This window comes from Sinorhizobium sp. 7-81 (assembly GCF_030124405.1).
Lineage (GTDB): Bacteria > Pseudomonadota > Alphaproteobacteria > Rhizobiales > Rhizobiaceae > Sinorhizobium > Sinorhizobium psoraleae.
Map to the genome: position 1 here is coordinate 257,778 of NZ_JASKLT010000005.1, position 13,167 is coordinate 270,944.

The following is a 13,167-nucleotide window of genomic DNA, read 5'->3' on the forward strand; positions in this document are numbered from 1 at the left end:
GCGAAGCGCCGGGCAACCGAAGAGACACATTCAAGGGGCGTGCCAGATTCGATGGATGGGCTTAAATCTTTGAAAAAACGCACAGAAATCGCATTCCGTGGAGATTGCTCCATGGAATGCTAAAAAATCACCAGATCTTCAGCGTAAAAAATAGGCAGAAATTGAAAAATGCTCAATTATTATTCAGTTGCCTTTTTGCGGATCAATCCTTCCTGCGCCACGGAGGCAATCAGCACCCCTGAGCGGTCGAACAGGCTGCCGCGGGTCATGCCACGGGCGCCATGTGCACTCGGGCTGTCCTGGGTATAAAGCAGCCAGTCATCCATCTTCGAGGGGCGGTGGAACCACATGGCATGATCGAGACTGGCGACCTGCAGGTTGCGGTCGAAGACCGAGGTGCCGTGGGCATAAAGAGAGGTGTCGAGCAGGGTCATGTCCGAGAGATAGGCAAGCACGGCCGCCTGCAGATGACGCTCGTCCGGCACAGTGCCGACAGCCTTCACCCAGACATCCTGTGTCGGCTGCAGCTTGTCGCGCGAGAAATAATGCTCAAGCGAGACCGGGCGGATCTCGATCGGTCGCGGCCGCTCCCAGTACCGGCGGATCGCCTCGGGCGCATGGACGAGAAATTTCTCCCTGAACTCCCGCTCGCCCGGCAACGTTTCCGGCATGGCCACTTTCGGCATCTCGAACTGATGATCGAAACCGTCTTCGTCATATTGGAACGAGGCCGACATGGAGAAGATCGCCTTGCCATGCTGGATCGCCACGACCCACCGCGTGGCAAAGCTGGAACCGTCGCGGATGCGATCGACGTCGTAGATGATCGGGACCGACGGATCGCCCGGTCGCATGAAATAGGCGTGCAGCGAGTGCACATAGCGGCCCTCGTCAACGGTCCGCTGCGCCGCCACCAGCGCCTGGCCGATCACCTGTCCACCGAAGACCCGCTGCCAGCCTACCTGAGGGCTTCGGCCGCGGAACAGGTTTTCCTCAAGCTTTTCGAGGTCGAGTATCGCAAGAAGCGCATCCATGGGCGTGGCAGTTTCGGCTGGGCGCGACATTTCGGCTGTCTCCTATGGTAGGAACGGCGATGGCATTGATCTATATAGCCATAGGACAAATGCTCAAGTGCGACGGGAGAAGCGGATGATCGATGTGTTGATTGCCGGAGGCGGCTATGTCGGCCTGTCGCTTACCGTGTCGCTGAAGAAAGCAGCACCCCATCTCGCCGTCACAGTCGTCGACGGCGCGCCGGAAGGCGCCTGGAAGAAGGACGAGCGGGCGTCCGCCGTCGCCTCGGCGGCCGAGCGGATGCTGGACGTTCTCGGCGTCTGGGATGCGATCGTGCCCGAAGCCGAACCGATCCTCAGGATGGTGATCACCGATTCCAAAGCGGCCGATCCGGTGCGCCCGGTTTTCCTCACCTTCGAGGGCGACGGTGGCGACGGACGCCCCTTCGCCCATATGGTGCCGAACACGGCGATGGTCGGCGCGCTGCGCACCGCCTGCAGCGATCTTGGCGTTTCCATCCGGCAATCGACGATGGTCGAGAGCTTCAAGAGTGGCGAGCACGCGGTCGTGGTCACGCTCGGCGGTGGTGAAACAATCGAGACGCGGCTTCTGGTCGCCTGCGACGGCGTTCGCTCCAAGCTGCGCGAGGCTGCCGGCATCAAGGTGGTCGAGTTCGATTACGGCCAGTCGGGCATCGTGACCACCGTCGAGCACGAGCGTCCCCACGAGGGCACGGCCGAGGAGCATTTCCTGCCCGCCGGTCCCTTCGCCACGCTGCCGCTCAAAAACAACCGTTCGTCGCTTGTCTGGACCGAGAGCACCTTCGATGCCGAACGCCTCGTCAAGGCCGACGATTTCCTCTTCGAGGAAGAGCTCGAGCGCCGCTTCGGCCACAAGCTCGGCCACCTCAAGGTCGTCGGCGGCCGCAGGGCGTTTCCGCTTGGCCTGACGCTTGCCCGCGACTTCGTCGCGCCACGCTTCGCGCTTGCGGGCGACGCTGCTCACGGCATTCATCCGATTTCCGGGCAGGGACTCAATCTCGGCTTCAAGGATGTGGCGGCGCTCGCGGAAACGATCGTCGACGCGGACCGCCTGGGCCTCGATATCGGGTCGCTCGCGGTCCTCGAGCGCTACCAGAGCTGGCGGCGTTTCGATACCTTCCGCATGGGGGTGACGACGGATGTCCTGAACCGGCTGTTCTCGAACGACATCACGCCGATCAGGATCGCCCGTGATGTCGGCCTCGGCATCGTCGATCGTCTCCCGTCGCTCAAGAATTTCTTCATTCGCCAGGCGGCCGGGGTTGCCGGCGAGGGGGACCCGCGCCTGCTTTCCGGTCAACCGATCTGAAGGCTGACGCCATTCACTCGACGATTGCTCTTACTGCTCCGACAGCTTCATGTCCGGGTGATAGTCCTTGCCTGCCACTTCCTTGACCACCGCTTGGCCGCACTGCATGTGCTGGGTGTCGGCATTGAAGGCATAGGTCGGGGGACCGTGCAGGGCCCATCCCTGGTTCAATGCCGCCGTCACCTTGTGGCAGAAGGAGGCGTCGTCGGGGCCCGTGAGGAAGCGGTAGAGTTTCAAGGTTTCGCCTTTCGTTTCTCGATCATGTCCGCCTTGGCGGCGAGTTTCAGAGCCTGGTCGAGATGCAGCCGTTCGACCATGCGGCCGTGGAGATTGATCACGCCCTTGTCGGCGTTTTCCGGAAGATCGAATGCCGCGATGATCGCGCGCGCCTCGTCGACCGCCGCCTGATCGACACCGAAGTGCTCGTTCGCCGGACCGATCTGCGCCGGGTGGATGAGCATCTTGCCGTCATAGCCCATGTCACGCCCCTGGCGGCATTCGGCCTCGAAACCGTCGGCGTCGCGGAAATCGTTGAAGACCGCGTCGATGGCGTCAAGCCCGCTGCTGCGCGCCGTGAGCAGGACCTGCATAAGCCAGGGCACGAGATAGGTGCGGCCGGCATGCACGGGAACGCGCGTCTCCTTTCTCAGATCGTTCAGCCCGACGACGAAGCAATCGAGCCGGCCGCCGAAGGTACGGCCGGTCTCGGCGATCGCCGCGACATTGAGCAGGCCGCGCGGCGTTTCGATCATCGCCCAGAGCCGCAGACTTTCAGGCGCATCGTTCTCCGCCAGCCAGTCAACGGCCACCTGGATATCGGCGGGGCTTTCGACCTTCGGCAAAAGGATCGCGTCGGGGCTGGCGGCAAGCGCGGCGGTGAGGTCCATCTGGCCGAAGCCGGATCCCAGCGCATTGACGCGAATGACCACTTCGCAGTCGGGTCTGTTGTTCGAAAGATGCCGGACAAGCGCTTCGCGGGCTTCGCCCTTGTGTTCGGGAGCGACAGCATCCTCCAGGTCGAAGATCACGGCATCGGCGGCAAGTTGCCGGACCTTTGCCAGCGCACGTGAATTGTCGGCCGGAACGCAAAGCACGGAGCGTCGCAGGCGGGCAGGATGATGGTCGAGAGTTGTCATGATCCCGTTGTGCCCGCCTTTCGATTTTTGCGCAAGACGAGCGACTACAGCGCCGCGCGTCCAATCGGACCCGCTAAGATCGCTGTAGCATTTGATATAGGGCTTCCCTCTTGCAAGAGGTGCATCCAGCCCCCACATCGCTGGGAGAAAGGTGACCATCATGCAAAGCATCCGCTCTGTTCTCCTGACGGCCGCCGCCATTGCGATCACGCTGGCAGCCCTCGTCTTCACCGCCTCGCTTGCCGTGGCCCTGGCCGGCATCGCCGCCGTCGTCGCGATCGGCAGCGCCATCGCCGCCAGGCTCAATGGCAAGCCTCAGCATGCGCGCGCCCGAGCGAACCCGACCGGCGAAAGACGCGAAATGCGGATCTGGAACGACGGACGCGGCACGATCATCGATCTGTGACGCGCAGCAATTCAAAGCGCTACAGCGATCTTTGCGCGTCCGATTGGACGCGCGGCGCTGCAGATTTCCCTTCATTTCGGCGCAAAACTGATCTAAACGCTCTTCAACATTTCCGCTGAAACCGAAGGCCAAAGTCATGGAAAAGTTCGTCAAGCTCACCGGCGTCGCTGCGCCCCTGCCCGTTGTCAACATCGACACGGACATGATCATTCCGAAGGATTACCTGAAGACGATCAAGCGCACCGGTCTCGGCAAGGGACTTTTCGCCGAAGCCCGTTACAATGAGGACGGCACGCCGAACCCGGATTTCGTGCTCAACAAGCCGGCCTATCAGAATGCCAAGATCCTCGTTGCCGGCGACAATTTCGGCTGTGGCTCCTCGCGCGAACATGCGCCTTGGGCGCTCCTCGATTTCGGCATCCGCTGCGTGATTTCGACGTCGTTCGCCGACATCTTCTATAACAACTGTTTCAAGAACGGCATTCTGCCGATCGTCGTCAGCCAGGCAGACCTCGACAAGCTGATGGATGACGCCAACCGCGGTTCGAACGCCGTGCTGTCGATCGATCTGGAAGCGCAGGAAATCACAGGTCCGGACGGCGGCTCGGTCAAGTTCGAAGTCGATGCCTTCAAGCGCCACTGCCTGTTGAACGGCCTCGACGACATCGGCCTGACGCTGGAGAAGGCGAGCGCCATCGACAGCTTCGAGCAGAAAAACACCGTAGCGCGCCCCTGGGCCTGAGCGCCAGCGCCCATGACGCGCAAGCTCATCTCTTCCGGTTCCCCTTTCGAGAAGACGGCAGGCTATTCGCGTGCCGTCGTCAAAGGGGACTGGTGCTTCGTCTCCGGGACGACCGGCTACGACTATGCCACCATGGCCATGCCGGAGACGGTGGAGGAACAGGCGCGCAATTGCCTGAGGACGATCGAGGGCGCCTTGAAGGAGGCCGGGTTCTCGCTTTCGGACGTGGTGCGCAACCACTACTATGTCACCGACGCCGGCTTCGCCGACCGGGTCTTCCCGATCTTCGGCGAGGTGTTCGGCGACATCCGCCCGGCGGCGACGATGATCGTCTGCGATCTCATCCGCCCGGAAATGCTGATCGAGATCGAGGTCACGGCGTTTCGCGGGTAAGGTCGGTCCTCTCCAGCCGCCGGTCAGCGTAGACCGAAGAGAAGCTCATGCAGTTCGAAGGCACCGCCGACTATATCGCCGACAAGGACCTGATGATCGCCGTCAATGCGGCAATCCGGCTGGAGCGTCCGCTACTCGTCAAGGGCGAGCCAGGCACCGGCAAGACCGAACTCGCCCGCCAGATCGCCGCCGCCCTCGGCCTCGAGCTCATCGAGTGGAACGTCAAGTCGACGACCAAGGCGCAGCAAGGGCTTTACGAATATGATGCCGTCTCGCGGCTGCGCGACAGCCAGCTCGGCGATGCCCGCGTCAACGACGTGAAGAACTACATCCGCAAAGGCAAGCTCTGGCAGGCCTTCGAGGCGCCGCGGAAAACCGTGCTCCTGATCGACGAGATCGACAAGGCGGATATCGAGTTCCCGAACGACCTCTTGCAGGAACTCGACCGGATGGAGTTCCATGTCTACGAGACCGGCGAGACCATCCACGCGCGGCACCGGCCGATTGTCATCATCACCTCCAACAACGAGAAGGAACTGCCGGACGCCTTTTTGCGCCGCTGCTTCTTCCATTATATTCGCTTCCCCGACGCCGAAACGCTCGCCCGTATCGTCGAGGTGCACTATCCGGGTATCCGCAAGACGCTGCTTTCGGCTGCGCTCACCGCCTTCTACGGCATCCGCGAGGTGCTGGGGCTGAAGAAGAAACCCTCGACCTCCGAAGCGCTCGACTGGATCAGACTGCTCGTCGCCGACGAGATCGATCCGGCGGACCTGCGTGCCGATCCAAAATCGATGCTGCCCAAGCTGCACGGAGCGCTTTTGAAGAACGAGCAGGATGTGCATCTTTTCGAGCGGCTGGCCTTCATGGCGCGGCGCGAGGGGTGAGGCCTGCATCGGCTACGATTTAAGGAAACATGCAGTAGAATCGTTTTTCATTGACCGCGTGCCACGCGGCGCGTTATCAAACGATCCGTGGTGATTTGGCCGGCCGGCTTGCAGCCACGTTAAAGAAATCGCTAAAGGGCCGAGGAAAAGTGGATTTCCAAGGACCGGTCGCGATCATCTCGCCGCCGGTTTTTTTGTATTGATCGAGTGGACCCATGCCCATCAAGATTCCCGATACGCTACCCGCCTTCGAAACCCTCGTGCATGAGGGCGTGCGGGTGATGACCGAGACCGTGGCGATCCGTCAGGACATCCGCCCGCTTCAGATCGGGCTCCTGAATCTCATGCCGAACAAAGTCAAGACCGAGATCCAGATGGCGCGGCTGATCGGCGCCTCGCCGCTGCAGGTGGAATTGTCGCTGATCCGGGTCGGCGGCCACCGGGCGAAGAACACCTCCGAGGATCACCTGCTCGCCTTTTACGAGACCTGGGAAGAGGTGAAGGGGCGCAAGTTCGACGGCTTCATCATCACCGGCGCGCCGGTCGAGACGCTTGAGTACGAGGATGTGACCTATTGGGAGGAGCTGAGGCGCATTTTCGACTGGACGGAGACGAACGTGCATTCGACGCTGAACGTCTGCTGGGGCGCGATGGCAGCGATCTACCATTTCCACAGCGTTCCGAAACATACGCTCAAGGAAAAAGCCTTCGGCGTCTACCGTCACCAGAACCTGAAACCGTCCTCGGTCTACCTGAACGGTTTTTCCGATGATTTTGCCGTTCCGGTTTCGCGCTGGACCGAGGTGCGCCGAGCCGACATCGACCGCGTGCAGGAGCTGGAGATCCTGATGGAATCGAAGGAGATGGGCGTCTGCCTCGTGCACGAAAAGAAAGGCAACCGGCTCTACATGTTCAACCACGTGGAGTATGATTCGACCTCCTTGTCGGACGAATATTTCCGCGACGTGGATGCCGGCGTGCCGATCAAGTTGCCGCACGATTACTTCCCGCACAACGACTCGAGCCTGCCGCCGCAGAACCGCTGGCGCAGCCACGCGCATCTCTTCTTCGGCAACTGGATCAACGAGATGTATCAGACGACTCCCTACGAGTTGGAGAAGATCGGCACGGGAGACTGAAGCCGGATGTTCATCCCCTTCTTCCTCGAATTGAAGGCCGCGAAAATCCCGGTGACGCTCCGGGAATTCCTGTCGCTGATCGAAGGAATGGAGACGGGGATCGCGATCTTCGACGTCGAGGCCTTCTATTTCCTCGCCCGTGCGGCGCTCGTGAAGGACGAGCGCCATATCGACCGGTTCGACAGGGTGTTCCGGCATTGTTTTGCCGGGCTCGATGCGGTTTCCCCGTCGGAAACATTTGGCGAAGCGACCATTCCCGAGGAATGGTTGAAAAAGCTCGCAGAGAAATACCTGACCGAGGAGGAGAAGAAGCTTGTCGAGGCGCTCGGTGGTTTCGACAAGCTGATGGAAACGCTGCGCCAGCGGCTTGCTGAGCAGAGCGGCCGTCACCAGGGCGGCTCGAAATGGATCGGTACCGCCGGCACCTCGCCCTTCGGCGCCTATGGCTACAATCCGGAAGGGGTGAGGATCGGCCAGGAGGGTTCGCGCCATCGACGCGCGGTCAAGGTCTGGGACCGGCGCGAATTCAAGGACTATGACGACACGGTCGAGCTTGGCACGCGCAACATCAAGGTGGCGCTGAAGCGTCTCCGTCGCTGGGTGCGTGAGGGCGCTGCAGAGGAGCTCGACCTTTCGGGCACGATCCGCTCCACCGCCGAGCATGGCTATCTCGATGTGGTAACGCGGCCGGAGCGGCGCAACGCGGTCAAGCTCTTGATGTTCTTCGATGTCGGCGGATCGATGGACGACCATATCCGCGTCGTCGAGGAACTCTTCTCGGCCGTCCGCAGCGAATTCCGGCACATGGATTATTTCTACTTCCACAATTGCGTCTACGAGGGGCTGTGGAAGGACAATCGCCGCCGCCGCGCCGATATCACCCGCACGGCCGAACTGCTGCGCACCTTCGGCGGTGATTACCGCGCCATCTTCGTCGGCGACGCCTCGATGAGCCCCTACGAGATCAGCCATCCGGGCGGCTCGGTCGAACACTGGAACGACGAGGCCGGCGCGCTCTGGCTTGAGCGGATCACCGCGCATTTCCGGCGCTCCGTCTGGCTCAATCCCGTTCCCGAGGAGCATTGGCGCCACACCCAATCGATCGCCATGATCCGCGCGCTTTTCGGCGAGCGGATGTTCCCGATGACGCTTGCCGGGCTGCAGGCGGCGACGAAGGAATTGTCGCGTTGAATCGCCCACGGCTCGGTGCGCACTTTCGAACATGCATGCTACACAACCTGCCGCGTCTGAAGGAAAGGGGACATGCAGCAATTCAAAGTGCTACGGCGCCTTTGCGCGTCTGACGCGCGGCGCTGAAGGTCGCTGGAGCACTCGATTGCTGCGTGATTTTGTTCGTGGATCCAAAGGAATCCTGCGGCGGAAAAGTATGACTTTACGGGTTGCCGCGCCGCCGGAAATGACGCAGGTTGTCGCCGGCTTGGAGCGGGGCCGAAGAAAAGGTATGCGGTTTGCCAATCAGAATCGATCGCCGCTATTTTGGTTGATCAAGAGGGGAGAATAAGATGGGAATGCCTGCGAGCACGGAAATCTTCGGGCATCTCGCCTCCGGTGAACCGGTCCACCGCGTGACTCTCGCCGGCGGCGGCCTGACGGCGAAGGTGATTACCTGGGGCGCGGTCATCCAGGACCTGCGGCTCGAAGGGCATCAGCCGCCTCTGGTTTTGGGTTTCGAGGATTTCGACAGCTATCCTGCGCATTCGTCCTATTTCGGCGCTACCCCCGGGCGCAACGCCAACCGCATCGGCGGCGGACGCTTCACGCTCGACGGCAAGGCCTATCAACTCGAGCTCAACGAAAAGGGCGTGACCCACCTCCATGGCGGCAGCGACAATATCGCCAAGCGCAACTGGACGATCGTCGACGTCGCAGAGGACCGAGTGACGCTCAGGATCACCGATCCGGAGGGGCGGGCCGGCTATCCCGGAAACTGCACGGTCACCTGCACCTACGCGCTGCGGCCGGGCGGCATATTGAACGTCGTCTACGAAACCGAGGCCGACGCGCCGACTCTCGCCAATGTCTGCCAGCACAGCTACTTCAATCTCGACGGCAACGACGACGCGCTCGACCATGACATCATGATCGCCGCCGATCACTATCTGCCGACGGACGAGCGGCAGGTGCCGACGGGCGAGATCCGGCCCGTCGCCGGCACCGCCTTCGACCTGACGGAAATGGCTCCGATGCGGCGGCAGATGGAAGGCGAGAACAGCCCTTTCGACCACAATTTCTGCCTCTCGCCGGAACGGATGCAGAAACGCTCCGTGGCGCTGGTGCGCAGCATCAATTCCGGCGTCTCACTGGAAGTGCTGACCACCGAGCCCGGCATACAGCTCTATACCGGAGTCAAGCTGAACGTGCCGGTGCCGGGACTGGAAGGCCGCCACTACGGCCCCTACGCGGGCTTCTGTCTCGAAACCCAGATCTGGCCCGACGCCATCAACCACGAGGGTTTCCCGAACGCGGTGCTCAGGCCGGGCGAAACGCTACGCCAAGAGACGGATTACGTGTTCATGAAGAGCTGAGGGGGGAGTGGCTGAGTCGGTGAGAACTGAACGGCCTGCCGTCTGCTCAAGCAGCATGGTCCCGCCGATAGGAGCCAAGAACAACAATGAAATGAGGTGGTTGGGAAACTGGAGCGGGTGAGGCGATTCGAACGCCCGACCCCAACCTTGGCAAGGTTGTGCTCTACCCCTGAGCTACACCCGCTCATCAACCGCGGTCCGGGGGTAGTCGGTGGACCGTGGTGCCGCCCCGTCTTGCGGCGACGGGCGCTATATGGCCTAAGCCTTTTTCAAATGCAACAGGGAAATGACGCAAATGCGAAGAATTTTTTCGGCACCATGCCAAAAGCCCGGAAATGCCGCGTTTTCCTTTGCTCACCGCCGCGCTTGAGATTGCGGAGCGCGCCTCTTCTTCGTAAAGCAGGGCGAAAAATCGCCACGGCAGGAAGGATCTGGAGCATGAGCGAGGCGCAGCCGAAAACCGCGGAAGACCTGTTCCGCTTTCTCGACGAGCTTGGTATCGAACACAGGACGAAGCGGCACGCACCGGTTTTCACCGTCTCCGAATCAGTGGCGCTGCGCGATGAAATTCCCGGCGGACATACAAAGAACCTGTTCGTGAAGGATAAGAAGGACAATTATTTCCTGCTGACCGTCGAGGAGCACGCGACGGTGGACCTGAAGACCGTCCATCAGATCATCGGCGCGGCGAGCAAGGTCTCCTTCGGTAAGCCGGAAAAGCTGATGGAATATCTGGGCGTCATCCCCGGCGCAGTGACCGCCTTCGGGGCGATCAACGACACCGGCGGCCATGTGAAGATCATTCTCGACGAAGCACTGATGGGGTTCGACACGATCAATTGCCATCCGCTTTCGAATGACCAGACGACCTCGATCGCGTCGAAGGACATGCTGCGCTTCATGGAAGCAACCGGACATGAGCCGCTTGTCTTGAAAGTGACGACCTGACATACGATCTTTGGCGCGAATGCATGAAGTCGGGCGACAAGTCCGCGAGGAGAGAAGAATGAGCGGTAGCGACAATCCCTATGCCGGATCCTTCGGCAACCAGATGACGGCTTCGGCTTCGTTCGGCGGCCAGCCGGCGCCGAAAGCGGCAGCCGCGGGCGATCTGATCAAGGAGACGACCACCGCTACCTTCTCCCGTGACGTGCTCGAAGCTTCGCGCCAGCAGCCGGTTCTCGTCGACTTCTGGGCTCCCTGGTGCGGTCCCTGCAAGCAGCTGACCCCGGTGATCGAAAAGGTCGTGACTGAGGCTGCCGGCCGGGTGAAACTCGTCAAGATGAACATCGACGACCATCCTTCGGTCGCCGGCCAACTCGGCATCCAGTCGATCCCCGCCGTCATTGCCTTTGTCGGCGGACGCCCGGTCGACGGCTTCATGGGCGCCGTTCCCGAAAGCCAGATCCGGCAGTTCATCGACCGCATCGCCGGGCCGGCCGTGAGCGACGGCAAGGCCGAGATCGAAGCCGCCCTTACCGATGCCAAGGCACTGCTCGATGCCGGTGAGGCGGAAAACGCGGCCGGCCTCTATGGCGCCGTGCTGCAGGCGGAGCCGGAAAATGCCACCGCCATTGCCGGCATGGTCGAATGCATGATCGCGCTCGGACAGCTTGCCGAGGCGCGCCAGGCGCTTTCGGAACTGCCGGAGGAGCTCGCAAAGGACGCGGCCGTCGGCGCCGTGTCGAAGAAGCTCGACCAGATCGAAGAGGCACGCAAGCTCGGCGACCCGACGGCGCTCGAGCATCAGCTGGCGCTCAATCCGGATGACCACGCGGCGCGGCTGAAGCTTGCCAAGATCCGCAATGTCGAAGGCGACCGGGACGCCGCGGCCGAACACCTGCTGTTGATCATGAAGCGCGACCGCAGCTTCGAAGACGATGGCGCACGGCGCGAACTTCTCGGCTTCTTCGAAGTCTGGGGATCCAAGGATCCGGCGACGGTCGCCGCGCGGCGCAAGCTTTCATCGATTCTTTTCTCTTAAGCGGCAAGACTGCAGCAGGATCCGTGTGTTTCTCCCTTGAGATTTTCGAGGGACGCACCATTTCTTGAGCGGTGGCCCGCGCCTGGCGCGGCAAGCCGGTATCTGCAAGGTCCAACGGAATGCATGTCGGAAATGCGCGCTATCTCGGTCCTAAGGACTTGCCGGAGATTATTCCGGTATTTCCGCTGACGGGCGCCCTCCTGCTTCCTGGCGCGCAGCTCCCACTCAATATTTTCGAACCGCGCTATCTTGCGATGTTCGATGACGCGCTCGCCGGCAATCGCCTGATCGGCATTGTCCAGCCTTCCTTCTCCGAGGGGCGGAACGATATCGACTCGTCGCCCGTGCCGGCGCTCTGTCAGGTCGGCTGCATCGGGCGGATCACGTCCTTCGCGGAAACGGGCGACGGGCGCTACATCACATCGCTCACCGGCGTCTGCCGCTATCGGCTCTTCGCCGAGGTCGCCGGTTGTCGCGGCTACCGCCGCTTCCGCATCGGTCCCTTCGCAACCGACCTCGAAAACCCGGACGACGAGAGCCTTGTCGACCGCGAGGCGCTGCTTGCCGCCTTCAGGGCCTATCTCGATGCCAACAAGCTGGAAGCGGATTGGGAAAGCGTGGAACGGGCGAGCAACCGCACGCTCGTCAATTCCATGGCGATGATGTCGCCCTACGGCCCGGCGGAAAAGCAGGCGCTGCTCGAAGCCCCCGACCTCAAGACGCGCGCCGAAACGCTGATCGCGATCACCGAGATCGTGCTTGCCCGCAATTTCGGCGACCTCGACAACATCCTGCAGTAAGTGGCAAAGCATGGATATCAATGCCAGCAAGGTCGATCCGAAACTCCTCGAACTGCTCGTCTGCCCGCTGACGAAGGGGCGGCTGAGCTATCACGCCGAAGCGCAGGAGCTGATTTCCGAAAAGGCGCGCCTCGCTTATCCGATACGCGACGGGGTTCCGATTATGCTCGTGTCGGAGGCACGCAAGCTCGAAGATTAGCGTGCTTAAGGCAACAGGCGGATCAAGCTATAATGCTCCATCAGCACCTTCTCCCCGCATGCGGGGAGAAGGTGGTCGGCAGGCCGGATGATGGGCAGCAGAAAACCGTTGGCTCTAACCGCCCACGTGTTCCACGCTTGCCTCGATCCGCTCCATGTCGTCGTCGGAAAGGCCGAAATGGTGGCCGATCTCGTGGATCAGCACATGGGTGATGATGTCGCCCAGCGTTTCCTCGTTTTCCGCCCAATAGTCGAGAATCGGACGGCGATAGAGCGTGATCCGGTTCGGAAACTGGCCGGTCTCCATAGTGAAGCGTTCGCCGATTCCGCGGCCTTCGAACAGCCCAAGCAGGTCGAAAGGCGTTTCAAGCGCCATGTCTTCGAAGACGTCGTCGCTCGGAAAATCGGCGACTTCGATAACGAGGTCGGTCGTCAGCTTGCGGAATTCCTCCGGCAGATGGCTATAAGCTTCAAGCGCAAGCAGTTCGAATGTGCTAAGCGTCGGTGCGTGGCGTTCCCGCCAATCATCGGTTTGGTCAATGCGGGCCATGGGCACTCCTTGTTGCCCTCAT

16 protein-coding genes, 1 tRNA gene and 1 riboswitch are annotated in these 13,167 nt (G+C 61.4%); of the genes, 12 read left to right on the top strand and 5 right to left on the bottom strand.

The window, feature by feature from the left end; genetic code table 11:
• Positions 1-179: 179 nt before the first annotated feature.
• Positions 180-1,064 (bottom strand): acyl-CoA thioesterase II, encoded by an 885-nt coding sequence (tesB, locus tag QN224_RS19085; RefSeq protein WP_283977947.1) that lies wholly within the window; start codon positions 1,062-1,064, stop codon positions 180-182.
• Between tesB and QN224_RS19090 the strand changes: the two genes are divergently transcribed.
• Entirely contained in the window at positions 1,033-2,364 is a 1,332-nt protein-coding gene (locus tag QN224_RS19090; RefSeq protein WP_283977948.1) for a ubiquinone biosynthesis hydroxylase, read from the top strand. The two genes, tesB and QN224_RS19090, sit on opposite strands and share 32 nt — an antisense overlap.
• 30 nt (positions 2,365-2,394) lie before the next feature.
• Here the strand turns inward: QN224_RS19090 and QN224_RS19095 are convergent, their stop codons facing one another.
• Entirely contained in the window at positions 2,395-2,601 is a 207-nt protein-coding gene (locus QN224_RS19095; protein ID WP_173508747.1) for a DUF1737 domain-containing protein, read from the bottom strand.
• Positions 2,598-3,500, bottom strand: a complete 903-nt coding sequence (locus QN224_RS19100) for a CoA ester lyase (RefSeq protein ID WP_283977949.1) — start codon at positions 3,498-3,500, stop codon at positions 2,598-2,600. Before QN224_RS19100 ends, QN224_RS19095 begins: the two co-directional genes overlap by 4 nt.
• 160 nt (positions 3,501-3,660) lie before the next feature.
• Here QN224_RS19100 and QN224_RS19105 point away from each other — a divergent pair, with 160 nt between their 5' ends.
• The 7 genes from QN224_RS19105 (at position 3,661) to QN224_RS19135 (ending at position 9,613) form a co-directional block, all read left to right on the top strand.
• Positions 3,661-3,906: a hypothetical protein gene (locus tag QN224_RS19105; protein ID WP_173508749.1), complete on the top strand. Its 246-nt coding sequence runs from the start codon at positions 3,661-3,663 to the stop codon at positions 3,904-3,906.
• 136 nt (positions 3,907-4,042) lie between these two features.
• Complete coding sequence (gene leuD, locus QN224_RS19110) at positions 4,043-4,648, top strand: 3-isopropylmalate dehydratase small subunit (RefSeq protein ID WP_173508750.1); 606 nt, start codon at positions 4,043-4,045, stop codon at positions 4,646-4,648.
• Between the two features lie 12 nt (positions 4,649-4,660).
• A complete protein-coding gene (locus QN224_RS19115) occupies positions 4,661-5,041 on the top strand; it encodes a RidA family protein (RefSeq protein ID WP_173508751.1) in 381 nt (126 codons plus the stop codon).
• 47 nt (positions 5,042-5,088) lie between these two features.
• Entirely contained in the window at positions 5,089-5,928 is an 840-nt protein-coding gene (locus QN224_RS19120; protein WP_283977950.1) for a MoxR family ATPase, read from the top strand.
• A gap of 77 nt (positions 5,929-6,005) precedes the next feature.
• Positions 6,006-6,083, top strand: a riboswitch (SAM riboswitch).
• A 60-nt stretch (positions 6,084-6,143) separates the two neighbouring features.
• Positions 6,144-7,067, top strand: coding sequence for a homoserine O-succinyltransferase (gene metA, locus QN224_RS19125; RefSeq protein ID WP_283977951.1), 924 nt, complete (start codon positions 6,144-6,146; stop codon positions 7,065-7,067).
• Positions 7,068-7,073: 6 nt separating this feature from the next.
• Positions 7,074-8,258, top strand: coding sequence for a VWA domain-containing protein (locus tag QN224_RS19130; protein ID WP_283977952.1), 1,185 nt, complete (start codon positions 7,074-7,076; stop codon positions 8,256-8,258).
• 338 nt (positions 8,259-8,596) lie between these two features.
• Positions 8,597-9,613 carry an aldose epimerase family protein gene (locus tag QN224_RS19135; RefSeq protein WP_283978053.1) on the top strand — a complete coding sequence of 339 codons (1,017 nt, stop codon included), beginning with the start codon at positions 8,597-8,599 and terminating at the stop codon, positions 9,611-9,613.
• 109 nt (positions 9,614-9,722) lie between these two features.
• On the opposite strand, the gene QN224_RS19140 is transcribed toward QN224_RS19135, so the two are convergent.
• Positions 9,723-9,797: transfer RNA gene (locus QN224_RS19140), tRNA-Gly, on the bottom strand.
• A 254-nt stretch (positions 9,798-10,051) separates the two neighbouring features.
• On the opposite strand from QN224_RS19140, the gene QN224_RS19145 reads away from it, so the two are divergent.
• The 4 genes from QN224_RS19145 to QN224_RS19160 all read left to right on the top strand — a co-directional run bounded on the left by QN224_RS19145 (position 10,052) and on the right by QN224_RS19160 (position 12,596).
• Positions 10,052-10,561: a prolyl-tRNA synthetase associated domain-containing protein gene (locus QN224_RS19145; RefSeq protein ID WP_283977953.1), complete on the top strand. Its 510-nt coding sequence runs from the start codon at positions 10,052-10,054 to the stop codon at positions 10,559-10,561.
• A 58-nt stretch (positions 10,562-10,619) separates the two neighbouring features.
• Entirely contained in the window at positions 10,620-11,597 is a 978-nt protein-coding gene (gene trxA / locus QN224_RS19150) for a thioredoxin (RefSeq protein ID WP_283977954.1), read from the top strand.
• A 119-nt stretch (positions 11,598-11,716) separates the two neighbouring features.
• Positions 11,717-12,397: an LON peptidase substrate-binding domain-containing protein gene (locus QN224_RS19155; protein ID WP_173508757.1), complete on the top strand. Its 681-nt coding sequence runs from the start codon at positions 11,717-11,719 to the stop codon at positions 12,395-12,397.
• A gap of 10 nt (positions 12,398-12,407) precedes the next feature.
• Positions 12,408-12,596, top strand: coding sequence for a Trm112 family protein (locus QN224_RS19160; RefSeq protein ID WP_283977955.1), 189 nt, complete (start codon positions 12,408-12,410; stop codon positions 12,594-12,596).
• 114 nt (positions 12,597-12,710) lie between these two features.
• Here QN224_RS19160 and QN224_RS19165 read toward each other — a convergent pair whose 3' ends face one another.
• Positions 12,711-13,145 carry a metallopeptidase family protein gene (locus QN224_RS19165; protein WP_173508758.1) on the bottom strand — a complete coding sequence of 145 codons (435 nt, stop codon included), beginning with the start codon at positions 13,143-13,145 and terminating at the stop codon, positions 12,711-12,713.
• Positions 13,146-13,167: the final 22 nt, after the last annotated feature.

What these genes read in the sequence shown, in the direction of transcription:
- QN224_RS19090 (WP_283977948.1), top strand. Translation starts at nt 1,033, where the DNA reads ATGGGCGTGGCAGTTTCGGCTGGGCGCGACATTTCGGCTGTCTCCTAT.
- tesB (WP_283977947.1), bottom strand. Translation starts at nt 1,064, where the DNA reads ATGTCGCGCCCAGCCGAAACTGCCACGCCCATGGATGCGCTTCTTGCG.
- QN224_RS19100 (WP_283977949.1), bottom strand. Translation starts at nt 3,500, where the DNA reads ATGACAACTCTCGACCATCATCCTGCCCGCCTGCGACGCTCCGTGCTT.
- QN224_RS19105 (WP_173508749.1), top strand. Translation starts at nt 3,661, where the DNA reads ATGCAAAGCATCCGCTCTGTTCTCCTGACGGCCGCCGCCATTGCGATC.
- leuD (WP_173508750.1), top strand. Translation starts at nt 4,043, where the DNA reads ATGGAAAAGTTCGTCAAGCTCACCGGCGTCGCTGCGCCCCTGCCCGTT.
- QN224_RS19115 (WP_173508751.1), top strand. Translation starts at nt 4,661, where the DNA reads ATGACGCGCAAGCTCATCTCTTCCGGTTCCCCTTTCGAGAAGACGGCA.
- QN224_RS19120 (WP_283977950.1), top strand. Translation starts at nt 5,089, where the DNA reads ATGCAGTTCGAAGGCACCGCCGACTATATCGCCGACAAGGACCTGATG.
- metA (WP_283977951.1), top strand. Translation starts at nt 6,144, where the DNA reads ATGCCCATCAAGATTCCCGATACGCTACCCGCCTTCGAAACCCTCGTG.
- QN224_RS19130 (WP_283977952.1), top strand. Translation starts at nt 7,074, where the DNA reads ATGTTCATCCCCTTCTTCCTCGAATTGAAGGCCGCGAAAATCCCGGTG.
- QN224_RS19135 (WP_283978053.1), top strand. Translation starts at nt 8,597, where the DNA reads ATGCCTGCGAGCACGGAAATCTTCGGGCATCTCGCCTCCGGTGAACCG.
- QN224_RS19145 (WP_283977953.1), top strand. Translation starts at nt 10,052, where the DNA reads ATGAGCGAGGCGCAGCCGAAAACCGCGGAAGACCTGTTCCGCTTTCTC.
- trxA (WP_283977954.1), top strand. Translation starts at nt 10,620, where the DNA reads ATGAGCGGTAGCGACAATCCCTATGCCGGATCCTTCGGCAACCAGATG.
- QN224_RS19155 (WP_173508757.1), top strand. Translation starts at nt 11,717, where the DNA reads ATGCATGTCGGAAATGCGCGCTATCTCGGTCCTAAGGACTTGCCGGAG.
- QN224_RS19160 (WP_283977955.1), top strand. Translation starts at nt 12,408, where the DNA reads ATGGATATCAATGCCAGCAAGGTCGATCCGAAACTCCTCGAACTGCTC.
- QN224_RS19165 (WP_173508758.1), bottom strand. Translation starts at nt 13,145, where the DNA reads ATGGCCCGCATTGACCAAACCGATGATTGGCGGGAACGCCACGCACCG.